At 72.0% G+C, this 22,083-nt stretch carries 18 protein-coding genes, 1 tRNA gene and 1 pseudogene; 12 read left to right on the top strand and 8 right to left on the bottom strand.

The window, feature by feature from the left end:
- Positions 1-207: 207 nt before the first annotated feature.
- Both AC29IT_RS07165 and AC29IT_RS07160 read left to right on the top strand, forming a co-directional pair.
- Complete coding sequence (locus AC29IT_RS07165; RefSeq protein ID WP_358435397.1) at positions 208-483, top strand: hypothetical protein; 276 nt, start codon at positions 208-210, stop codon at positions 481-483.
- A gap of 13 nt (positions 484-496) precedes the next feature.
- A complete protein-coding gene (locus AC29IT_RS07160) occupies positions 497-835 on the top strand; it encodes a hypothetical protein (RefSeq protein WP_184483943.1) in 339 nt (112 codons plus the stop codon).
- Positions 836-1,324: 489 nt separating this feature from the next.
- Here AC29IT_RS07160 and AC29IT_RS07155 read toward each other — a convergent pair whose 3' ends face one another.
- Positions 1,325-4,483, bottom strand: a complete 3,159-nt coding sequence (locus AC29IT_RS07155) for an L-tyrosine/L-tryptophan isonitrile synthase family protein (RefSeq protein ID WP_488218199.1) — start codon at positions 4,481-4,483, stop codon at positions 1,325-1,327.
- A 711-nt stretch (positions 4,484-5,194) separates the two neighbouring features.
- Between AC29IT_RS07155 and AC29IT_RS07150 the strand changes: the two genes are divergently transcribed.
- Positions 5,195-5,842 carry a TetR family transcriptional regulator gene (locus AC29IT_RS07150; RefSeq protein ID WP_488218198.1) on the top strand — a complete coding sequence of 216 codons (648 nt, stop codon included), beginning with the start codon at positions 5,195-5,197 and terminating at the stop codon, positions 5,840-5,842.
- Here AC29IT_RS07150 and AC29IT_RS07145 read toward each other — a convergent pair.
- Complete coding sequence (locus AC29IT_RS07145; RefSeq protein ID WP_358435389.1) at positions 5,812-7,035, bottom strand: amino acid deaminase/aldolase; 1,224 nt, start codon at positions 7,033-7,035, stop codon at positions 5,812-5,814. The genes AC29IT_RS07150 and AC29IT_RS07145 overlap by 31 nt on opposite strands.
- Positions 7,036-7,154: 119 nt before the next feature.
- Between AC29IT_RS07145 and AC29IT_RS07140 the strand changes: the two genes are divergently transcribed.
- The gene (locus AC29IT_RS07140) at positions 7,155-8,459 is read left to right on the top strand and encodes a D-arabinono-1,4-lactone oxidase (RefSeq protein WP_358435387.1); all 1,305 of its coding nucleotides are present in this window, start codon (positions 7,155-7,157) and stop codon (positions 8,457-8,459) included.
- 109 nt (positions 8,460-8,568) lie between these two features.
- On the opposite strand, the gene AC29IT_RS07135 is transcribed toward AC29IT_RS07140, so the two are convergent.
- The 3 genes from AC29IT_RS07135 to AC29IT_RS07125 all read right to left on the bottom strand — a co-directional run bounded on the left by AC29IT_RS07135 (position 8,569) and on the right by AC29IT_RS07125 (position 10,945).
- Positions 8,569-9,225 (bottom strand): SDR family oxidoreductase, encoded by a 657-nt coding sequence (locus AC29IT_RS07135; RefSeq protein ID WP_358435384.1) that lies wholly within the window; start codon positions 9,223-9,225, stop codon positions 8,569-8,571.
- A 51-nt stretch (positions 9,226-9,276) separates the two neighbouring features.
- Entirely contained in the window at positions 9,277-9,906 is a 630-nt protein-coding gene (locus AC29IT_RS07130; RefSeq protein WP_358435421.1) for a hypothetical protein, read from the bottom strand.
- Between the two features lie 220 nt (positions 9,907-10,126).
- Positions 10,127-10,945 carry an IclR family transcriptional regulator gene (locus AC29IT_RS07125; protein ID WP_358435382.1) on the bottom strand — a complete coding sequence of 273 codons (819 nt, stop codon included), beginning with the start codon at positions 10,943-10,945 and terminating at the stop codon, positions 10,127-10,129.
- 239 nt (positions 10,946-11,184) lie between these two features.
- On the opposite strand from AC29IT_RS07125, the gene AC29IT_RS07120 reads away from it, so the two are divergent.
- Complete coding sequence (locus tag AC29IT_RS07120) at positions 11,185-11,418, top strand: hypothetical protein (RefSeq protein ID WP_358435379.1); 234 nt, start codon at positions 11,185-11,187, stop codon at positions 11,416-11,418.
- A gap of 1 nt (position 11,419) precedes the next feature.
- On the opposite strand, the gene AC29IT_RS07115 is transcribed toward AC29IT_RS07120, so the two are convergent.
- Entirely contained in the window at positions 11,420-11,860 is a 441-nt protein-coding gene (locus AC29IT_RS07115; protein WP_488218197.1) for an HD domain-containing protein, read from the bottom strand.
- Positions 11,861-12,020: 160 nt separating this feature from the next.
- Between AC29IT_RS07115 and AC29IT_RS07110 the strand changes: the two are divergent.
- A pseudogene (locus AC29IT_RS07110) lies at positions 12,021-12,902 on the top strand (YqcI/YcgG family protein); the annotation flags it as partial.
- A 276-nt stretch (positions 12,903-13,178) separates the two neighbouring features.
- On the opposite strand, the gene AC29IT_RS07105 reads toward AC29IT_RS07110, so the two are convergent.
- Positions 13,179-14,612 carry an APC family permease gene (locus AC29IT_RS07105; RefSeq protein ID WP_488218196.1) on the bottom strand — a complete coding sequence of 478 codons (1,434 nt, stop codon included), beginning with the start codon at positions 14,610-14,612 and terminating at the stop codon, positions 13,179-13,181.
- Positions 14,613-14,753: 141 nt separating this feature from the next.
- Here AC29IT_RS07105 and AC29IT_RS07100 point away from each other — a divergent pair, with 141 nt between their 5' ends.
- A complete protein-coding gene (locus tag AC29IT_RS07100; RefSeq protein ID WP_358435368.1) occupies positions 14,754-15,647 on the top strand; it encodes a LysR family transcriptional regulator in 894 nt (297 codons plus the stop codon).
- Positions 15,648-15,696: 49 nt separating this feature from the next.
- Here the strand turns inward: AC29IT_RS07100 and AC29IT_RS07095 are convergent.
- Positions 15,697-15,782 (bottom strand) — tRNA-Leu (locus tag AC29IT_RS07095).
- A gap of 221 nt (positions 15,783-16,003) precedes the next feature.
- Between AC29IT_RS07095 and AC29IT_RS07090 the strand changes: the two genes are divergently transcribed.
- Genes AC29IT_RS07090 through AC29IT_RS07070 form a run of 5 tightly spaced genes read left to right on the top strand, consistent with a single transcriptional unit; the run spans position 16,004 to position 22,079 of the window.
- Positions 16,004-17,299, top strand: a complete 1,296-nt coding sequence (locus AC29IT_RS07090) for an FHA domain-containing protein (protein ID WP_358435365.1) — start codon at positions 16,004-16,006, stop codon at positions 17,297-17,299.
- Between the two features lie 46 nt (positions 17,300-17,345).
- Positions 17,346-17,810 (top strand): FHA domain-containing protein FhaB/FipA, encoded by a 465-nt coding sequence (locus tag AC29IT_RS07085; protein WP_184483956.1) that lies wholly within the window; start codon positions 17,346-17,348, stop codon positions 17,808-17,810.
- Positions 17,807-19,219, top strand: coding sequence for a PP2C family protein-serine/threonine phosphatase (locus AC29IT_RS07080; RefSeq protein ID WP_488218195.1), 1,413 nt, complete (start codon positions 17,807-17,809; stop codon positions 19,217-19,219). Before AC29IT_RS07085 ends, AC29IT_RS07080 begins: the two co-directional genes overlap by 4 nt.
- Positions 19,219-20,631: an FtsW/RodA/SpoVE family cell cycle protein gene (locus AC29IT_RS07075; protein WP_358435358.1), complete on the top strand. Its 1,413-nt coding sequence runs from the start codon at positions 19,219-19,221 to the stop codon at positions 20,629-20,631. The genes AC29IT_RS07080 and AC29IT_RS07075 overlap by 1 nt, the downstream gene beginning before the upstream one ends.
- Entirely contained in the window at positions 20,628-22,079 is a 1,452-nt protein-coding gene (locus tag AC29IT_RS07070; protein ID WP_358435355.1) for a peptidoglycan D,D-transpeptidase FtsI family protein, read from the top strand. Before AC29IT_RS07075 ends, AC29IT_RS07070 begins: the two co-directional genes overlap by 4 nt.
- Positions 22,080-22,083: the final 4 nt, after the last annotated feature.

The following is a 22,083-nucleotide window of genomic DNA, read 5'->3' as shown; positions in this document are numbered from 1 at the left end:
GGGCGTCGGTCGCAGAGTAAGGGCACTTCGACGAGCCGGTGAAGTGCGTATCGGCAGAGGTGATCGGTGGGGGTGAAGTCCACCGACCGTTCGTCGTCGCCGTTGAGCCGGTCATCGCCTACCGGCTACCGCCCGCGTTCGACGCATTCCAATCTAGTCATCGGTAGCAACCGAGCACGGAGAGGAACCCGAACGGCAGTGGACGGGATGACGGAGTCCGACCCCCGGGGCGGCGTGGAGGTCACCGCGAACGCGGCGGTGCCCGAACAGGCCGGATCCGCGGCGGAACCCGCCGGCCGCCGCCGTTGGTGGCGGGTGCTGTGTCGCGACGTGGGGCACATCCGCCGCTACCTCACCGTGCTGGTCAACCGGGACAGGGTGGTTCTCGTCGGACCGCCCGGCCGCACCGTGGTGCTGTCGACCGATGGAGTCGGCGAGTTGAGCGAAGCACTGCGGCGGGCCGCTGAGCAGGCGAGAAAGTGACGGTGAGGTTGCGGTGGACGAGATCTTGGGTCAGGTGCTGCGCAACGCGGTGTGGGAGCGGCTCGACGTGTTGAGCGAGCTGGCGAACCGCGCGGACGCCCCGTCCCTGCTGTCCGTGGCGCGTTCCGAACTCCCCCGGCTCACCGAGGGATGGCGGACGCTGCTGGCCGCGCACGACACCGACGACAAGGGCAACTGCATCGAGTGCTCTTCCCGATGGCGACCCCGCAGCGCACCGTGCTCGGTGTGGCGCTCGGCCTACGAGCACTTGGTCGCGGGAGCCCTGGCACCCCGTCCCGCACGGCACCAGCGACCGGCGCACGAGCTGCGCCCGGCGGCGCCGGTGCCGTAGACCGGCGATCGCCCGATCCCCCGGTCAGCACCACTCCCTCCCCGAACCGGACGGATCGAGCCATCGCCCCGGTGGCCGGCGCACCAACGCCGTGCACCCCCGACCACGGCAGTGGTCGCCGGCCACCACACAACTTCCAATTCCACAGTGGACGTGCAGGCGGCGCCCCGAAGATCTCCTGATCCCCGAAGGCGCCCGAGCTCCCCGAGAGCCCGGAGCTACCCCGAAGAGCTCCGTTCCCCGCCAGGTTCGGGAGTCCCCCCGAAGGACTCCCGAACCGCAGGAGATCGCCGCCGCACGAGTCTTCCGCGGGCCGGTGCTGCAGCACTCCCCTCCCCCGACCGGTACCGGTCCGCGGATTCCAACGACTCCGGTTCCCCTTTCCCCGAAGGGGCGCCGGGGTGGACGAGGGGTCCCGGTGCTCGTTTCCCCGGACGAGCGCCGGGACCTTTCTTGTCTTCAGCCGCTCTCGCCGTCAGCCGCAGCCCGTCATTTGCGGCGCAGCCGGGCGGTGGCCGCGAACTCGGGGTCGAGCCGCATCCCGCCGTCGGGGCCGGGCCGGGTGTGCTCCGCGGGCACCGCGAACCACGGCTGCCGCGGCCCGAGCAGCGGCGTGTACACCGGCACGAATCCCCTGTCCTGCAACGAGACCGCGAAGTCGGCGCCGAGCCGCCCGCGGCCGTCCAGCGCACCGGTGCCCTGCCACGGCAGCAGCCCGGACCCGCCGAGGTAGGTGAACCCGCAGCGCCCGGGGCGCGCGGCGCTGACGGTGAGCCGCACCCGGTTCGGGAACAACCGCTCCTCGTAGCCGAGTTCCTCGTCCACCCGCATCGTCGCCAGGTACCGCACCACGGTGTGCCAGGCGCGGCGCAGCACCTCCACCCGCGACTGACGCAGCAGCGGCGGCACCGCGTTCCCGTCCAGGTCGTAGACGTCCGCGTAGACCGCCCGCGCCCAGTTCGCCCGGTCGATGCCCTCCGGCACCGACAGCGGGACCGAGAACACCACCGACATCAGCATGTCGCGGAACATCCGGACCGAGGCGGCGACCTCCTCCGCGACGCCGTCCGCGCGCCGGTCCACCTGGTCGAGGGTGCGCAGCGGGTTGTCGGAGATGTCCAGCCCCCGCAACGCTTCCGCGAGCAGCCGCCGGTGCCGCGCGGTGCGCTCGGCTCGTTCGGCGGGCAGGTCCACGTCGAGCCGCCGGGCGGCGACCGCGTCCACCTCTTCGATGGTGGCGGCCGACCCCAGCCCGGCCAGGTCGGCGTACTCGCGCAGGATCGAGCTGTAGGTGCCGGTGATCGACAGCGGCCGCGGTCGGAAGTGCCTGCCGTCGGTGAGGATGCGGAACCGCAGCCCCGGCGGGTGCACCGCGCTCGCCGCGCGCTGCATCTCGCGCAAGCGCGCCAGCCCACCGAACTCGGCGAGGTCCGGCAGCGGACCGCTGGCCTTCAGCCCGTTCAGGCACTGCTTGATGGGGAAGCCCAGCAGCACCACGTCGATCGGCTCGCCCGACCGCAAGAACGGTTCGACGTCCTGGCGCAGGTGCTCCACCTGGTAGTGGGACCGCGCCCCCTTGAGGAACTGCTTGCGGCCCAGCACGTGGTGCAGCGCGTGCACCACCCGTTCCCGGTGGTCGGACTCCGTCGCGGGTTCGTCGAGCCGGAACCGGTCGCGGGCGGCGCGGGCCACCCGGTCGGCGGCCCGGTCCACGTCGGCGAGCACGTTCCCGGCGAGCTCCAGCGCGGCGTCCCGGTCCAGGTGCACGGCCCAGCGCTGCGCGGAGCGGTTCGCCCGCAGCGCGCCGATCTGCAGCTCCTCCAGCGAGTGGGTGTGCGAGAGCAGCCCGGGTCCGGATCCGCCCGCGCGCGGCCGGGGTTCCACCTCGAAGGTGGCGATCGCGGGGGCGCCGTCCGGCACCGGCCCACCCGGGACGCGTTCGTGCACGAGTCCCGGCACCTCCACCGCGACGGTGAGCGCGCCCGGGAACTCCTTGCCCAGCGCGGTGCGGTTGTCCTGCATGTCGTCGAAGACGGCGACCACGTCGAGCTCGCCGAACTCCCGCAGCCGCGCCACCTTCAGCTCCGGGATGGGCCGGGTGCGGTCGTCGGGCATGCACAGCAGCGGCGCGTCCGGCACGCCCGCCGCCCGCAGCACGGCCGCGGTGTGCTCGCGGACGCGTTCGCGGCGGCCGGTGCAGAACACGACCTGCCCGCCCGCGTCCCGCACGTCCCAGGTGAAACGGGCCAGGCCGGCGTTGACCTCGTCGGTGCGCAACCGCTGCCAGGGCCGGGCGAAGGCGCGGAAGAACTCGGCGTGCACCGCGCGCCAGTCCACCGCCGGGTACTTCTCGGCCAGGCCGGTGAGCTCCAGGAAGACGTCCCAGGTCGATTCGGCGTAGGTCGGCAGCACCGGCAGCGCGTCGGGATCGGCGAGCTCGGGGATGCCGTGCGGCGCGCCGGGCCGGGGACCGGACACGGCGCGGGTGGCTTCGACGGTGCGCCGCAGCGGGACGATGCCGCACAGGTCGAGGTCGATGACCACGGTGGGGCGCGGCCGCTCGGGTTCCCAGCGGCGGTGCCGGGTCCGCTCCTGCACGGTGTCGAGCACCCGCCGCAGCACCGCGTGCTGCTCGGGGTCCACCGAGTGCGCGTGGGCGCGCAGGTCGGTGCGGCCGAGCAGCCGCGCGGTGGGCCGGTCCAGGTGCCGCAGCTCCTGGTCGAGCACCCGGTCGATGCCGGTGCGCACGGATTCGCCGCGCGGCAGCGGGTAGCCGATGCGGCGGAAGCCGTCGGCGAGCTCGGCGATCACGGCGAGCAGCTCCCGCGCGGCGGAGCGCACCGCCTGCTCGTCGGGTTCCGCGACGGCGGCGGAGGCGATGACCCGCCCGGTGGCCTCCAGCTCGGTGGAGAGCTCGAAGGCGATCGGGTCGGTGCCCGCGGCGTCGACCGCGAACAGCGCGGTGCCCCGGTGTTCGAGCGCGTGCCGGAAGGCGCGCAGCGGTGGGCGCACGAAGTGCTCCAGGAAGAACCAGAGCTCGTGTTCCCGGTGGCCGAAGCGGTTGTCGATGACCAGTCGCAGCAGCCCAGGCGCCCCGTCGGGTCCCGGCGCCAGCAGCGCGGCCGGCCGGACCGCGATGGTGCCGCCGGGGTGCTGCGGATGCGGTGGGGTGGGCAGCGCACCGCCGCGCGGGTCGGGGTCCGCGCCGCGGCGCGCGGCGTCGGGAACGAGGGTCGCGCAGTGCATGCGCAGCACCGGGTCGTCGCGGACCGCGCTCGGCAGCGGGTCGGCGGCGAGGTCGGCCCGCGGCGGGAGCACCGCGCCGAGGGTTCCGGTGAGCGCGCGCAGCCAGCCGGGGTCGTGGTCGCGCCGCCTGCGCCGCAACCGGACCAGCAGCCGGTACAGCTCGGCCCAGGTCGGTTCGGCCCCGAGCGGCAGGCCGTCGCCCGCTCCGTCGCCGACGAGCCGGAGCTCGCCGCCGTGCCTGCGCAGGCGCAGTGCGTATCCGCCGTCGTGCAGCATCCGGTCGGCTTCCGGTACCGGCAGCGGGGACCACAGGTCCTGGGCGGGCCGGTCCGTCCACATCGGGACCAGGGCGGCCGGGAGCGCCGCGGAACTCGGCCGGGAGACCGGCGTGTGCGCGGTCACCGGGCGGACTGGCGCGGTGCCGGCGCGGGGACCGCGCGCGGGCCGGGCGGTGCGGGGTGGCGGTGGGCCGCCGGAAGTCTGGGGGCGATCCGGTCCTGGCCGGCGGGGCGCCCCGGCGCGAGGTCGCGGGGAGTGCGGATGCGGGGAGAACCAGGCGCGACGCCGCAGTAGCTCACGATCACCTTTCCATCACAGCTCGGGTCAGGTCGACTCACGCTAGATAGTGACAATGCGCGTCGGCAACGTGACCGAATGCATACGCCAGTACCGTAACTCCGACCCGATAGCAGTGACCTGGAACACTATGGGGGTGAGATGAATCCGCAAGCCGCTCCTTCCGCCGAGCGAGACGACCCCGCGCAGCGGCACCCCTTCGGTGGACACCGGCCCCGGCATGTCCGCTGCCTGCGCGGACGGCGCGCGCGGGACACTGTGGCGGACCGAGCGCTGCCGCACCGTCGTCCCGCGGCACCTCGATCCGGAAACGGCGAGCACCGGCGGCTCCGGCCGGGAGCGCGGTTCCCGCTCGTCGATCCGGTCGGCGGCGAATCGCTTCCGAGGATGATTGATCTCGTCGATTGAGATGATCTCGAACGCAAGGACCTGGGATGATCTCGCGGCGGGACCGCAAGGGGAGTTCGCCGACCGTCCACCGCGCACCTGCCGGACGCCCCTCCCACGACGGTCCGCACGAGTGATCAAGGAGTCGCCTTGTCCGCCGAAGTCGCACCGCTGCGGCGCAAGCCCGTCCAGCAGCGCAGCACCCAGCGCGTGGAGAAGATGCTGGAGTCCTGCGCCCAGCTCATCGACGAACTCGGCTACGAGGGGGTCACCACGACTCTGATCGCCGAGCGCGCCGGCGTCGCCGTCGGCTCGCTGTACCAGTTCTTCCCGGACAAGCGGGCCGTCGTGCAGGAGCTGACCCGGCGCAACCTGAACCGCTTCGTGGAGACGATCGGCGAGCGCTTCGCCACCGCCGAGCTCGCGCACTGGTGGGACGCGGTGGACACGGTGATCGACGTGTACATCACCATGCACCGCGACGTGCCCGCGTTCAGCAGGCTGCACTTCGGCGACGTGGTCGACCTGCGACTGCTCGACGAGAGCAAGGACAACAACGCGGTGATCGCCGACAAGCTCGTCGCGCTGCTCGGCGAGCGGTTCCCGCTGGACGGCGAGCAGCTGGTGCTGCCGCTGTCGGTGGCCGTGGAGGCGGCCGACGCGGTGCTGAACCTGGCGTTCCGGCGCGACCCGGCGGGCGATCCGCAGCTCGTCGCCGAGGCGAAGGAGCTGGTGCGCGGCTACCTGTCGACCCGGATGCCCGACGATCAGCCGAACGACACGCCCTCGCCCCGGTAGGTGGGCACCTCGCCGACCAGCTGGTTCCCCTCCACCAGGTGGTAGTGGGCGAAGCGTTCGGCGAGCTCGCCCGCCTTCGCGTGCCGCAGCCACACCCGGTCGCCGATCCGCAGCCGCCGCGCGGCCGCGCCGGACACCGGGGTCTGCACCTCCCCGGCCCCTTCGGCCGCGGTCAGCTTCAAACCGCGCGGCAGGTGCACGCTCGGCGCCCGGCTCGGCCCGGTGGGGCCGGAGGCGATGTAGCCGCCGGTGAACAGCGTGGCGAACGACCGGCTCGGCCTGCGCACCACCGGCAGCGCGTAGAGCACGGCGGGCTGCGGGCGGAACGCCCGGTAGGCGTCGAACAGGGTGGGGCCGATGAGCCCGGAGCCCGCGGCGATCTCGGTGACGCTGCTCTCGGCGCCGGTCGTCTCGATGCTGCCGGTGCCGCCGCCGTTGACGAACTCCAGCTGCGCGACCGCGCGCACCCGGGCGACGGCGTCGGCGCGGCGTTCGGCGAGCTCGGCGGCGGACCGGCGCTGCATCCAGCGCAGCAAGGACGCCAGCAGCGGTTTCCCGGGCGGGGCGTCGCCGAGGCCGGCGATCTGCCCTTCGTAGGCCATGATCCCGACCAGCCGGAACCCGTCGCGGCGCACGATCCGCTCGGCGAACCGGCGCGCCTGGGCCGGGGTGTGCACCGGGGAGCGGCGGGGCCCGACGTGCGCGAGGCCGCCGGGGATCGGGTGCCAGGCGGCGTCCACCTCGAGGCAGACGCGCAGCGGTTCGCGGTGCGGTCCGACGACGTGGTCGACGTGGTCGAGGTGCTCGTCCGAGTCGACCAGCAGGGTGATCGCGGCGGCGGCCGCGGGATCGGCGGCGAGCGCGCGCAGCGCCGCGCGGTCGGCGGTCGGGTACGCGACGAGGATGTCGTCCGAGGTGCCCTGCCGGTGCAGCCAGAGCGCTTCGGCCAGGCTGTACGCCATCAGCCCCTCGAACCCGGGGGTGCCGAGCACCCGTTCGAGCAGGTCCCGGCAGCGCACGGACTTGGAGGCCACCCGGATCGGGGTACCCGCGGCGCGGCGGCGCAGGTCGGCGGCATTGCGCCGGAACGCGTCGAGGTCGACGACGGCGAACGGCGGGTCGAGGTCGCGGGTAGCCCGGTCGAGCCTGGCTCGGTCGGCTTCCGGGTCGGGCTGCGGTGAGGTGTGGGCCACTCGTCCACGGTAGGCGGCCGGGGGTTGTTATGTGAATCTCATTCACTTAATTTCTTCGGCACTGCCCCCGCACCGGCCTCGAGCAGCAGCACCGCCCGGGCCACAGGAGGTCTGCCGCCATGTCTCGACCAGGTTGGACGAACTGGGCGCACACCGTCAGCCGAGCGCCCGGCGGCACCGCCCGGCCGCGCGACGTCGCCGAAGCCGCGATCCTGCTCCGCGCCGCCACCCACGGCGGTCGCACCGTGCGCCCCCTCGGCAGCGGGCACTCGTTCACCGGCGTCGGCGCCCCCGACGACGGCGCGCTCGGACTCGACCTCGTGCACTGGAGCGGCATCGAACGCGTCGAGCGGACGGACGTCACCGTCCGCGCGGGCACCCCGCTGCACCTGCTCAACCGGGAGCTCGGCGAACTCGGGCTCGCGCTGCCCAACCTCGGCGACATCGACCGGCAGACCGTGGCCGGCGCGATCTCCACCGGCACCCACGGCACCGGAGCCGAGCTCGGCGGGCTCGCCACCCAGGTCACCGGGCTGGAACTGCTGCTCGCCGACGGGCGGACGCTGCGCTGCTCGGCGACCGAACGGCCCGACCTGTTCGCCGCCGCCCGGGTCGGGCTCGGCGCGCTCGGCGTCCTCACCAGCGTCACGCTGCGCTGCGTCCCCGCGTTCCACCTGGTCGCCGACGAACGACCGGAACCGCTGGCCGAGGTGCTGGACCGGTTCGAGGAGCTCGCCGCGGAGAACGACCACTTCGAGTTCTACTGGTTCCCGCACAGCACCCGGACCCTGGTGAAGCGCAACAACCGGCTCCCCGCCGGCGACGCGCCGCGGCCGCTGAGCAGGGTGCGCGAGTTCGTGGAGTACGAGGTGGTGGAGAACCGGGCGTTCGGCGCGCTCTGCCGCCTCGGCCGGGTGCAGCCGCGGCTGGTGCGCCCGCTCAACCGGTTCTGCGCGGCGACCTGGTCCGCCCGGCACTACAGCGACCACGCGCACCGGGTGTTCGTCACCAACCGGCGGGTGCGGTTCGTGGAGTCCGAGTACGCGGTGCCGCGCGCCGCGCTGCCCGCGGTGCTCGGCGAACTGCGCGCCGCGGCGGCCCGGCTCACCGACCCGGTGATGTTCCCGGTCGAGGTGCGGGTCGCCGCGCCGGACGACATCTGGCTGTCCACCGCGCACCGGCGCCCGAGCGCGTACATCGCGGTGCACCAGTTCGCCGGCATGCCGCACCGCGAGTGGTTCGAGGCGTTCTGGTCGATCGTGGACGCGGCGGGCGGACGGCCGCACTGGGGGAAGATGCACCGGCTCGCCGCCGACGACCTGCGGGAGCGCTATCCGCGCTTCGACGACTTCCGCGCGCTGCGGGCCGAGCTGGACCCGGGCGGGCTGTTCCGCAACCGGTACCTGGACCGGGTGCTGGGGTGACTGCCTGTCCCGCTACTTCTGCCGCGTAGTGCTCAGGTAGCGGAACCTCAGCGGCTTCCCGCGCTCCCCCGGGACGCCCCGGCCGGCGGGACCGCGGGAAGCCGTCCGGTCAGGCGACGGCGCCGCGCACGGCCTCGGCGATCGGCGTCTCCCCGTTGATCAGGGTGAGGACGTGGCCGGTCGACTTCGGCTCGTCGAGCAACGCCACCAGCACCGCCGCCACGTCCGCGCGGGTGATCTCGGCCCGGCGGGTCCGCTCCGCCAGCTCGACCCGGCCGGTCGGCTGGTCGTCGGTGAGGGTGCCCGGGCGCAGGATCGTCCAGTCCAGGTCGCGCGCCCGCAGGTCCTGCTCGGCGGCGAGCTTCGCGTCCAGGTAGGCGCTGAACACCTCGCCCACGTCCGCGGGTTTCGGCTCGTCCACGCTGATCGCGCTCACCTGCAGGAAGCGCCGCACGCCCGCCTGCTGCGCGGCCTCGGCCAGCAGCACCGAACCGGCGCGGTCCACGGTGTCCTTGCGCTCGACGCCGCTGCCGGGGCCCGCTCCCGCGGCGAACACCACCCCGTCCGCACCGGTGAGCTGCGCGGCGAGGGTGGCCGCGTCGGTGGACTCCAGGTCCAGCACCACGGGTTCCGCCCCGTCGGCGCGCAGGTCGTCGGCGTGCTCCGGGTCGCGGATCAACCCGACCGCCGTGTCACCCCGCTCGGCGAGCAGCCGCCCGAAGTGGCGGGCGATCTTGCCATGTCCTCCGGCTACCACGATTCGCATGCCCCCACCCTAGGTCCGGGCGCGCGGCCACCGCGCGCTCCGGACCGGGTGTCAGCTGCGGGACGGAGCCGGGGCCTCCGCGGACAGCAGCTGCTGGTAGACGACCTCGTTGACCCAGCGGGACACGGCGGTGTGCTCGATCGGCGGGGCGTCCGCGAAGGACCGGCCCGGCAGTTCGACCTGCACGTCGTCGGCTTCCGCGCTGAGCACCGCCACGCCGAACTGGCGCGCCCGGATCAGGCAGGTGGACATGAAGTCCTTCGCCAGCGTCACGCTCTTCGGCACGATGATCGCGGTGCTGGTGAACCGGGCGAACGGCACGGCCGCGGTGAGCGCGGTCCGCCAGTGCCTCGCCGGCGCGAGCATGCCGACCAGGTGCGCGCTCGGTGGTGGCACCCGGCCATCCATCTCCGGCCACACCCAGGTCGATATCTCGGCCCGGTCCAGCACCGGCTCGCTGCCGAAGCACAGCCGTTCGGCGTGCGCGTCGGGGACGAGCTCCGCGACCGGCACCACGTGCCTGCCGAGCATCTTCACCGGCGGCAGCACCGTGCCGGACCAGGCGAGGGCGTCGGCCGCCAGCGAGGTCAGCCTGCCGATGGAGGCAGGTAAATCGAGCGGAGATCGTGCGTGGGTAGAGCTGATCCGGACCTCGTTGTCGACCGTGGCACGTCCCGGCATTCCGGTCACGGCTCCCCGCCTCCCTCGATGCACTGGCTGCAACAAAAAGTGCTCACTCGCCCGGCATTCGTTCTTCCCAGGCAGCTCGACTAAAACAGGTCGGGGCCGATTCCTCTGCGCTCATGCGGTGCTCCTGCGACCGGCGGCGGCGAGCGGTCGGTGACCGGTCGGTGAGCGGTTCAGCGACTTCAGCCCGGCGGTGCGGCCAATCAGGTGACGCTCAGAAGGGGATGGTCCCGCGGTCCGCGAACCCGCCCCCACCTGCGCCGGAACGGGCCGGATCGTGCTCGGCCAGTCGTTTCCCGATCGCTTCCGCCGCGGGGAGCAATGGCTTGACCAGCTTGGAATGTTCGGTTCGGACACTGCGAGCGACCAGACCGAGCGCGGCGACCACCGCACCCCCGCCATCGCGCACCGGAACCGCCACCGAGCAATTACCGAGGGTCATCTCCTCCGACGTTCGCGCGAACCCCCGACTGCGCACCGCCTGCAGCTCCCGCACGAGCCTGCCGGGCTCGGTGATCGTGTAGGGCGTGTGCCGGGACAGGCCGTGCTCGCAGTACTCCTGCACCACGTGCGCGGGCGCGTGCGCGAGCAGCACCCGGCCCACGCCGGTCGGGTGCAGCGGCAACCGGCCACCGGTCCGCGAGACGATCGGGACCGCGCGGGGGACGGTCAGCTTCTCCACGTACACCGCGTCCCGCCCGTCGCGCACCGCCAGGTGCACGTTCTCCCGGGTCAGTTCGCACAGCTCCTGCATCAGCGGCAGCGCGGCCGCGCGCAGCGCGGTGTGCACGGGGGCGAGCAGGCCGATCTCCCACAGCCGCAGCCCGATCTCGTAGCGCCCGTCCGCGGCGCGTTGCACCGCTCCCCACGACTCCAGCTCGCCGACGAGCCGGTGCGCCGTGGCCAGCGGGATCCCGGAGCGGCGGGCGATCGCGGTGAGCGTGAGCCTGGTGTGCTCGATGTCGAACGCGGTCAGCACGCTCAACGCGCGCCCCGTCACCGAACGCCCCGCGTCCCGGCTGTTGCCCGCCATCGCGTCCTCCCGGCCGGCTCCTCGTCCCGGTGCCCAGCCCAGCACAGTCCCGGTCGGCGGCCAAGGGCCGTTCGCCGAGCCCGGTGGTCGGTCCGGCCGGATCGGGCGGACCGCGCCCGCGGCACCCGCCGCGCGTGGCCGATCACTATCCGAGACCGACCGGTTCACTCCACCGATATCTACTGATCGCGCAGCATCGCGGCTAGCGTTCACCGGACCGCCAGGCTCGGGGAGGCGCGATGCGGGAGACGGTGTACTGGCTGGTCGGGCCGGGTGCGAAGGTCCGGCACGCCGTGGAGTTCGCCCCCGGCGCATTCCCCCGCGGGCAGCTGCTGCCCACCATCTGCAACCGCTGGATCAAGGTGCCCTTCGCCGGCCGGGACGCGGCGATCGACGCGATCACCGCCCGCTGCCGGGACTGCAACGACACCGTCCGCCCGCACCAGCCCTGCGAAGTCACCTGGAACGCCTGACTCAGCCCGCGACGCCGAGCAGCGCCCGCATCGCCGCGTACTTCGCCGCGAGCCGCCGCGCGGTCGGCCCGTCGAGCTCCGCCAGCCGGGCGGGATCCGCGTTGTGCGCGAGATCCGCCTCCTTGACCAGCAGCGCTCCCGGGGTCGCGAGGATCCGGGCCGCGTAGTCCTCGGGCCGCTCCCCTACCCGCCTGGTCAGCGCCAGCACGATCAGCCTGCTGCGCTCGGAGATCTCCGCGGTGTCCAGCCAGTCCTCGGGAACGGCCCCGTCCTCCACCGCGTCGTGCAGCCAGGCCGCGACCACCTGGTGCTCGTCCCCGCCGCGCGCGGCGACCCCGCCCGCGACCGCGGCCAGGTGCTCGGCGTAGGGCCGCCCCGCCTTGTCGACCTGGCCCGCGCTCGCCGCGCGCGCGAAGGACTCCACTTCGGCCGCTGTCAGCACACCGCTCTCCCGCCCGTCGGCAACGGGGACATGCAACCACGCCCGGCTCGGACCGCGGCGGCCTTCCCAGCGCAGCCCCGCTGAGCCCGTAGGGGAGCAACGGCTGAGCCGTCTGAATGCATTGTCAACCAGAACATTGCCCGTCATGACGATCTGATGAATGCTGTCCACCGAGGGGTACCACTGGGGTGGGTTGAATCTCTCCGTCGATCGACGGGTCGAGTTCGGCCACGAAATCGACGTCGTCACGCGCATTCTTGCGGCCATTTTCGCGCGGTTTCCGGACCGCACGGAGAACTGGGGGCAGCACGTGTTCATGGAAACGTCCACGACTAATGCCGACCAGCGCGGGAGAACGGTGCTGGTGATCCCCGGCGAGTCACCGCCGAAACGCTGGCAGCGGCTCGCGCTCGCCGCCTTCGAGCAGCGGATGCTCGAATCGCGGGAGCCTTTCCCCTGCATCTTCGGCGTCGACGCGGTGCGCAGGGGCACCCTGCGCTACGCCTTCGCGCGCAGCGGGCGGAACCGGATTCCCGACCTGGTCGCCGCGCTGCGGGAATACGCGGCGGGATGTGCCGGGCTGGGGCGGCGCACCTCGCTGGTGACCTTCTTCGAGCACGATCCCGGGATCCACGGCATCGCCGCGTTCCGGGCGGAGTTCTGGCGGTTGCTCGGCGCCGTCCGCGATGCCGACGACCACCCCTGGCCGGACGGGATCGACCAGGACCCGGAAAGCCCGCTCTGGGAATTCTCCTGCTTCGGCACACCGTTCTTCGTGGTCGCGAACACCCCCGCGCACGAACTGCGGAGGAGCCGGAACTTCGACCACTTCGCGATCACCTTCCAACCCCGATTCGTGTTCGACGGACTCGCCGCCGACAGCCCGGCGGGGAAGAACGCCCGGGGCATCATCCGGAAGCGCCTCGCCGAGTACGACCGGATCCCGGTGCACGCCGATCTCGGCGATTTCGGCGCCCCGCACAACCGGGAGTGGGCCCAGTACTTCCTGCCCGACACCGATCAGAGCACGCCCGGCGGGCAGCGGTGCCCGCTGTCCGCGCGACCGGAGGGAACCACCATGACCGGACCAGCGATCACCGACGCCGCGGCGCTCCCGCTCCCCCGGGAGCTGGCGGACCTGCTCCCCGAGCAGGGCGCCGTCGAGCTCCAGCACGACGGCCCAGGCAAGACCTTCAGCTGGCACGCGCACAGCGTGGACGAGCAGCTCCACGTGATCAGCGGTGATCTCGTGCTGTTCTGGCACGACGGGACGACCGGCTACCACGAGCGCCGGTGCTCGCCGGGCGCGGTGATCGAGCTACCCGCCGGAACGGTGCACGGATCGGTCGCGGGTCCCGAGGGCGCCTGCTACGTGATCCGGCCGATGGGGCCACAGCCGGAGACCCGGTTCCTCCCCGAGCAGGACTGGCCGCACCCGCTGCCGGCCGCCCGGTGACGCGGCCCGGGAGCGGATCAGCGACACCGCCGCGCCCGCGGCGAACAGCACGAGCGGGTAGCCGATCGTGAGCAGGTCGAACCCGACCACCGCCACCGCGGCCAGGCACACCGCGACCGCGATGCCGAACGCCCTGGTCGTCGCGCGCTCCGCGACCTTCGCGTACACGGCGGCGCACAGGACGTAGAGCAGGAAGAAGTTCTGCCCGGCGACCTCGAACATGGTGGTGACCGAGATCAGGCCCGCGGCGGAGACGACCACCACCACGAGGAACAGCGCCGCCGTGGCGAGCACCGCGCGGCGCGGGACCCCGCTGGCGCGGCCCACCACCGCCAGCGCCCGGGGGAGCAAGCCCTCGTCGGCGCTGGAGTACACCAGCCGGGAGGCGCCCCACACCGCGCCGACGAGGTTGGCGCCGAGGATCAGCACCCCCAGCGCGGAGACCAGCGCGGCCGCGGCGGGCGAGAACGCCACCGCCACCAGCTCGGCCAGGGGCGCCGTGTCCGCCCGCGGCGACGAGGGGTCCAGCACCGCCTGCACCCCGGCCGCGAGCACCAGGTACACCCCGATCACGATCAGGAAGCTCAGCGCCACGACGCGCGGGAAGTCCCGGCGCGGATCGCGGTACTCGCCGGTGGTGAACGCGATCATCTCCCACCCGGTGAAGCCGAAGAACACGATGCCGACCACGGCGAGGGCGTGCTGCCAGCCGCCCGCCCCGAGGTCCGGGCCGCTGAACTGCGCTCCCGGCGCCAGCAGCCCCAGCGCTCCCACCGCCAGCAGCGCGATCGTGAGCACGGCCGCCAGCACCGTCTGCACCCGCGCGGACAGCGACGAACCGGCGGTGAGCATCGCCGCCACCAGCACCAGCAGGACCACCGCGCCGATCCACGACCGCTCGGCGGGCCAGCCCAGCGCGGCGGCGAGGTAGCCGCCGCCGCTGAGCGCGATCGCCGGGATGCCCAGGCCGAAGGTGCCGATCAGCACGACCTCCACGCCCGCCGCGCTCACCCGGCCGAAGCTGGCCCTGGCGAACCCGGCGATCCCGCCCGCCGACGGGAACCGCGCTCCCAGCCGCGCGAACACGAAGATCAGCGGGATCGTGATCACCGCGGCCAGCACCCAGCCCAGCAGCGCGTCGTCGCCCGCCTCGCGCAGCGCGGCTCCCGGCAGCACCAGCGCGCCGCCGCCGATCACCGTGGTGACGGCGAGCGCCGTGGCCGGGACCACCGTCAGGTGGCGGCGCAGCTCGGCAGGGGGCCCTTCGGCCGGGTTCGCGTCAGTCGTGTCGCGCACTGTGAAAAACCTCGCTCTCGGCGGGTGCCGCGTGCTCCTGCGGCCCGGACCCCAGCTTCCTGCCGATGAACAGGTGAGAAAAGCGAATTGTTCTAAGCTCGACCACGTAGCAGAACTGATGATTCCCGACAGGGGGCTCCCGTGAACCTCGAACGCCTGCGGCTGCTGCACGCGGTCGCCACCGAGGGCTCGGTCGCGGGGGCCGCCGCCACCCTCGTGGTCACCCCGTCGGCCGCGTCGCAGCAGCTCGCCAAGCTGGAGCGGGAGGCCGGGCAGCAGCTGCTGGTCCGGGACGGGCGCGGGGTGCGCCTCACCGACGCCGCGCACCGGCTCGTCGACCACGCCAAGCGCATCCTCGCGCTGGTCGAGGAGGCCAAGGCCGACCTGGAGGAGCACCGCGACCGCGTCTACGGCGTCCTCTCGCTGGCCACCTTCGCCACCGCGGCCCGGGGGCTGCTCCCGGGGGTGATGGCCGAGCTCGCCGCGCGCCACCCCGAGCTGTGCGTCGAGCTGCGGGAGCAGGACCCCGGCGAGTCGATCCCGGCCGTCGCCCGCGGAGCGGTCGACCTCGCGCTGGTGCAGGACTGGGAGACCGATCCGCTGGTCGTGCCCGACCACCTCACCAGGACCGCGCTGTTCGAGGACCCGGTGGACGTGGCCCTGCCCACAGACCACCCGCTCGCCGGGCGGGAGCAGGTCGACCTCGCCGAGGTCGCGGGGCAGCGCTGGATCAGCTGGCCGTTCGGCTCCACCTGCCACGCCTGGCTGCTGCACACGCTGCGCGGGCAGGGCGTGGAACCGCTGATCGCGCACGCCGTCACCGAGCACCCGACGCAGCTGGCCCTGGTCGCCGCCGGGCAGGGCATCGGCATCGTCCCGCGCCTCGGCCGCGGCACCGTGCCGAACGGGGTGCGGATGGTGCGGGTGCGCCCGGCGCTGTCCCGGCGCGTGCACGCGGTGTGGCGAACGGGGGCGGGCCGACGTCCCGCGCTACGGGCCGCGCTGGACGTGCTCACCACCACTCCCCCGGACTGAGCATCCCGAGAACGACGAAAGGCCCCCGGCTGAACCGGGGGCCTTTCGCTGGTGGGCGAGGAGGGAGTTGAACCCTCACGTCCTTACGGACACACGGACCTGAACCGTGCGCGTCTGCCATTCCGCCACTCGCCCGTGGCTTGGTCGAAGCTTATCCTGCCCGCTTCGGCCGTCTGCACCGGGGTCCGTTTCACCTGGCTGGTGTTCCGTGCCCCCGTCGTGCTGGCTGGGAAAGATTAGCACCCCTCCGAAGGTGACTTTCAGCGGGGGTGGCACGAGTTGGGAACTGGTCGGTGTCCCGCCCCGTTGACCCAGATACGATGGGTGCCGGAGTCGTACGCGTGGAGGGGATTGTCGTGGGCCTCGTGCAGCGCTTCGAGCGCAAGCTCGAAGGCATGGTCGGCAATGGCTTCGCGCGCGTGTTCGGCGGGAAGGTGGTCCCGCAAGAGGTCGCGCAGGACCTGCAGCGTGAGGCTGAGGTCCAGCTGCGGGAGCTCGCGGGGGGCCGTCTGCTGGCGTGCAACCACTACGTTGTGCTCCTGAGCCCGTCCGACCACGAACGGCTCACCGGTGATGAGGCCCGGGTGACCGACCTCCTCACCGACTGCGTTCAGGAGCACCTCACCGAGCAGGGGTGGGACACATATGGTGACGTCGTAGTCTCCCTGGAGCGCTCTGAGACGCTGCACACGGGACAGTTTCGTATCAAGTCGTCAGTCGACCCCGACATCAATCGGCGGACGGCACACCCTCGTACCGCAGGAGACCGACCCATGAGCCAGCCACCCGGCCACTACCCCCAGGGAGATCCGTACGGCCAGCAGCAGGGGCAGTACGGCTACGACCAGGGCTACGGCCAAGGTCAGTACGGGCAGGACCCCAACTACGGCTACGGCCAGCAGCCCGGTTACGACCAGGGCTACGGCCAGCAGCAGCAGCCTGGCTACGGCCAGCAGCCGCCGCAGCCGGGCTACGACCAGGGCTACGGACAGCAGCCGGGTTACGGGCAGCAGCCCGGCTACGACCAGGGTTACGGGCAGCAGCCCGGGTACGACCAGGGTTACGGCCAGCCGCAGCCCGGGTACGGCCAGCCCCCGCAGCCGGGTGGCGGCTACCCGCCGAGCACCCCGGGCGGCTTCCCGCAGCAGCCCGGGTACGACCAGGGCTACGGCCAGCCGCAGGGCTACGACCCCGGTTACGGACAGCAGCCGGGGTACGACCAGGGCCAGGGCTACGGTCAGCAACAGCCCGGTTTCGACCAGGGCTATGCTCAGCCGCCGCAGCCGGGTTTCGACCAGGGCTACGGACAGCCCGGTGGGGCCTACCCGCCGAGCGCTCCGGGTGGCTACCCGGAGGCGCGCCAGCAGACGGCGATGCTGCAGCTCGACGACGGTTCCAACCGCTCGTACACGCTGCAGCACGGCTCGAACGTGATCGGTCGCGGTCAGGAAGGCCAGTTCCGGCTCCCTGACACGGGTGTGTCCCGCAAGCACATCGAGATCACCTGGGACGGCATGTCCGCGATGCTGGCGGATCTCGGTTCGACCAACGGCACCACGGTCAACGGCACCCCGGTGCAGACTTGGCAGCTGGCGGACGGGGACGTGATCCGCGTCGGTCACTCCTCGTTGGTGTTCCGCAGCCAGGGCTGACCCGTCGGTCCCGGCTCACAAGACGGAGTAGGAGCGTTCACAACAAGTGCCAGAGCTGGTGATTCAGCTGACCAGAGCAGGGTTCCTAGCCCTGCTCTGGTTGTTCGTGCTGGCCGCGCTTCGCGTGGTTCGCTCCGATCTGTACTCCGCCTCCGGCATGCGGGTGTCGATGCCGGGGGCGGGTAAGACGTCGAGCAAGCAGGCCCGCGGCAAGAGCAAGGCGCCACGGCAGATGGTCGTGACGCACGGTCCGCTCGCGGGGACCCGCATCTCGCTCGAAGGTCGGCCGATCATGATCGGCCGGGCCGACGACTCCACGTTGGTGCTGGACGACGACTTCGCGTCGACCCGGCACGCACGGTTGTCGCTCCGCGGCACCGACTGGTACGTGGAGGATCTAGGCTCCACTAACGGCACATACCTCGATCGGGCGAAGGTCACGGGAGCCACGAAGGTCCCGCTCGGCGTTCCGATCAAAATCGGCAAGACGGTGATCGAGCTGCGCTCATGACCCTCGTCCTTCACTACGCTGCCCGCAGCGACCGCGGCCTGGTGCGCTCGAACAACCAGGACTCGGTCTACGCCGGCCCACGACTTCTCGCCCTCGCGGACGGCATGGGAGGCCATGCCGCCGGTGAGGTCGCCAGCAAGGTCGTCATCGCGGCCCTAGCGCCGCTCGACGACGACGAACCCGGTGACGACCTGCTCGGACACCTGCGGCAAGCAGTGCTGTCCGGGAACGGTGCGATCTCCGAGCTCGTAGCCCAGGACCCCGACCTAGACGGCATGGGGACCACGCTGACCGCGGTGCTATTCGCGGGAAGCAAGCTGGGGCTGGTGCACATCGGCGACTCCCGCGCCTACATGGTGCGCGACGGCGAGCTATCCCAGATAACCCACGACGACACCTTCGTCCAGTCGCTGATCGACGAGGGTCGGATCACCGAGGAGGAGGCCGCCAACCATCCGCAGCGCTCGTTGCTGCTGAAGGCGTTGACCGGCCACGAGGTCGAGCCCAGCCTCGCCGTGCGCGAAGCCCGGGCGGGCGACCGCTACCTGCTCTGCTCCGACGGCCTCACCGGTCCGGTCAGCGAGGAGACGATGGCCGACGCGCTGCGGATCCCCGATCCGCAGGCCTGCGCCGACCGCATGATCGAGATGGCGTTGCGCGGCGGTGGCCCCGACAACGTCACCGTGATCATCGCGGACGTGGTGGACGTCGAATTCGGCGAGGACGCCCCGATCGTCGGTGGCGCCGCGGGAAACGGAGAGGAGGATCCGCAGCCGGACTCTTCGGCGGCCCGCGCCAGCGCGGCCACCATGCCGAAGCCACAGCCGCAGCGGTACGACACAGCCCCCCCTCCTGACCAGGGCACGCACCGGCGAGGCTGGCTGCGTGCACTTCTCGTCGTCGCCGCCGCGATCGTCGTCCTCGTAGGAGCCGGCCTGGTCGGCCGCTGGTGGCTGCTCCAGCAGTACTACATCGGTGTCAACGACGCCGACGACGTGGTGATCTTCCAAGGCCTCCAGGGCAGCGTGCTCGGCGTATCGCTGCGCTGGCAGGTCGAGGACTCCTGCCCCGAGGGCTCCGCTCCGGACTGCCAGCCGATCGGCATCAACGATCTGCAGGAAGCCCGGCGGAGCGACGTGCGCAGTGGCATCACCGACGTGGACGGCCTCGACTCCGCGCGCGACGCGATGCGGCGGCTGCGGATGACCGCGCTGCTGCCGCAGTGCGAGGAGCCGGACCCCACTCCCCCGGTGCACACGCCCTCCACGCCGCCGGAAGCGCCCGTGCCTCCCGGCCAGACCTCGGAGCCGGGTGAACCGCCCGCGCCGGGTGCTCCCCCGTCGCCGACCGACACGCCGCTGGCGTCGGCCGAGCAGACTCCCGGGGTCACCTGTCGGACGGTGAGCTGATGTCCCAGCCGGGCACGTCCGCTGACAGCACCTCCGGTTCGAACACGGCCTCGTCGGGCGACACCCGGCGAGGCACCGAACTGTTCCTGCTGGTGTGCTCCGCGGTGATCGTCACCTTCGCGCTGATGCTGGTCGAGATCAGCCAGGAGAACACGATCACGCGGCAGCTGTTCATCTACGGCGCCGCGTACCTCGCGCTGTTCGGCGGCGCGCACGTCGCGGTCCGCAAGTGGGCGCCGTACGCGGACCCGCTGATGCTGCCGCTGGTCGCGCTGCTCAACGGCCTCGGGCTGGTGATGATCCACCGGATCGACATCGCCAAGGAGACCGAGTACGCGGTGCGGCAGATCGCGTGGCTGACGCTGAGCCTCGTCCTGTTCGCGCTGGTGCTGGCCTTCATCAAGGACCACCGCGTGCTGGCGAAGTACAGCTTCACCTGCGGTTTCGTCGGGCTGGTGCTGCTGGCCCTGCCGGGTCTGCTGCCGAGCGCGATCTCCGAGGTGAACGGCGCGAAGCTGTGGATCAAGTTCGGGCCGCTGGGGCAGGTCCAGCCCAGCGAGTTCGCCAAGATCCTCCTGATGATCTTCTTCGCGTCCTTCCTGGTGTCCAAGCGCGAGCTGTTCACCACCGCGGGACGCAAGTTCCTCAACGTGGAACTGCCGCGGCCGCGGGACCTGATGCCGATGCTGGTGGCCTGGGTCGCCGCGATCGGCATCGGCGTGCTGGAGAAGGACCTGGGCACGTCGCTGTTGTTCTTCGGCATCGTGCTGGTGATGCTCTACATCGCCACCGAGCGCGCCATCTGGGTCGTGCTGGGGCTCTCGCTGTTCGCCGTCGGCGCGGTCCTCGCCTGGCAGACGGTGACCCGCGTGCAGTCCCGGGTGAACGTGTGGCTGGACCCGCTGCACCACGAGGACGGCTACCAGCTCAAGCAGGCGCTGTACGGCATGGGCAGCGGTGGCATCGGCGGAACCGGCCTGGGCAGCGGCAGCCCGGAGACGGTGCCGTTCTCCAACAGCGACTTCATCATCACGTCGATGGGTGAAGAGCTCGGGCTGATCGGCCTGATCGCGATCTTCCTGATGTACCTGCTGCTGATGATGCGCGGCCTGCGCAGCGCGCTCGCGGTGCGGGACTCGTTCGGCAAGCTGTTCGGCGGGGGCCTCTCGTTCACCGTCGCGCTGCAGCTGTTCGTGGTGGCGGGCGGTGTGACGGGGCTGATCCCGCTGACCGGCCTGACCGCGCCGTTCCTCGCGTACGGCGGCTCGTCCCTGCTGGCGAACTACATCCTGATCGCGATGCTGCTGCGCATCTCGGATGCGGCCCGCAGGCCGCAGGCCCCGGCGAAGCCGAAGCCGCAGCAGGCACCCATCGCCGAAGCCCACACCGAATTGGTGGAACGTCCCCGATGAACAAGCCGCTACGCCGAGTCGCCCTGGCCATGATGGCCATGGTGCTGCTGCTGATGGCCAACGTGACCTACGTGCAGGTCATCGAGGCCGACGACCTGCGCCACGGGCCGGGCAACGGCCGCACCCAGCGGGCCGAGTACGCCAAGCAGCGCGGCCAGATCATCGCGGGCGGGCAGTCGCTCGCGAACTCGGTGGAGACCGGGGACGAGCTGAAGTTCCAGCGCACCTATCCGAACGGGCCGCTGTACGCGCCCGTCACCGGCTTCGACTCGCCGACCTACGGCGCGAACGGGATCGAACGGGCGATGGACTCCATCCTCAACGGTTCCGACGACAGCCTCGCGTTCAACCGGCTCTCCGACATGATCACCGGTCGGGCGCCCGCAGGCGGCGACGTGGAGCTGACCATCAACCCGGCGATGCAGAAGGTCGCCTACGACGAGCTGACCAGCAAGGGCTTCCAGGGTTCGGTGGTCGCGCTGAACCCGAAGACCGGCGAGATCCTCAGCATGGTCAACTCGCCGTCGTACGACCCGAACCCGCTGGCCTCGCACGACAACAACGTGGCCGCCGAGCACTGGCAGGCGATGGAGAACGCGGACGGTTCGCCGATGAGCAACCGCTCCGTCTCCGAGATCTACCCGCCCGGTTCGACGTTCAAGCTGATCACCACCGCGGCCGCCCTGGACGACGGGTACCAGCCGAACTCGACCGTCACCGACGCGGCCTCGATCACGCTGCCGAACACCAGCACCCAGCTGCCGAACTACGGCGGCAACACCTGCAAGGGCAACACCCTGACCGAGGCGCTGGCGCACTCCTGCAACACCGCGTTCGCGGAGATCGCCGGCAAGGTCGGCGCCGACAAGCTGCGCGAGACCGCGGCCAAGTTCGGCTTCAGCAGCGACCTGCAGATCCCGATGACCGTCGCCAAGTCGGACCTCGGGCCGATGTCGGACGACGCCTCGCTGTACCAGAGCGGCATCGGCCAGCGCGACGTCCGCGTCACCCCGATGCAGAACGCGATGATGGCCGCGGCCATCGCCAACGACGGCAAGCTGATGAAGCCGCAGCTGGTCAAGAGCACCCGGGCCCCCGACATGGAGGTCATCGACGAGCTCAAGCCGGAGCAGATGAGCCAGGCCGTCAGCTCCACGGTGGCCGACCAGATCCGCGAGATGATGCTCAAGTCGGAGCAGTACACCAAGGGCTCCGGCAAGATCTCCGGGATCGACATCGCCTCCAAGACCGGTACCGCGCAGCACGGCGACGCCGCCGACAAGCCGCACGGCTGGTACGTCGCGTTCGCCCCGGCCGAAGACCCGAAGATCGCGGTGGCGGTCATCGTCGAGAACGGCGGCGACGAGGGCGCGGAGGCCACCGGTGGCTCGCTCGCGGCCCCCATCGGCCGCGAGGTGATCCGGGCGGGCCTCCAGGGAGGTGGCTGATCCG

The sequence above is a fragment of the Saccharopolyspora sp. MMCC62 genome (assembly GCF_057736575.1).
Note: the sequence above shows the minus strand (reverse complement) of the source record. Positions and strands in the feature narration are given on the sequence as shown.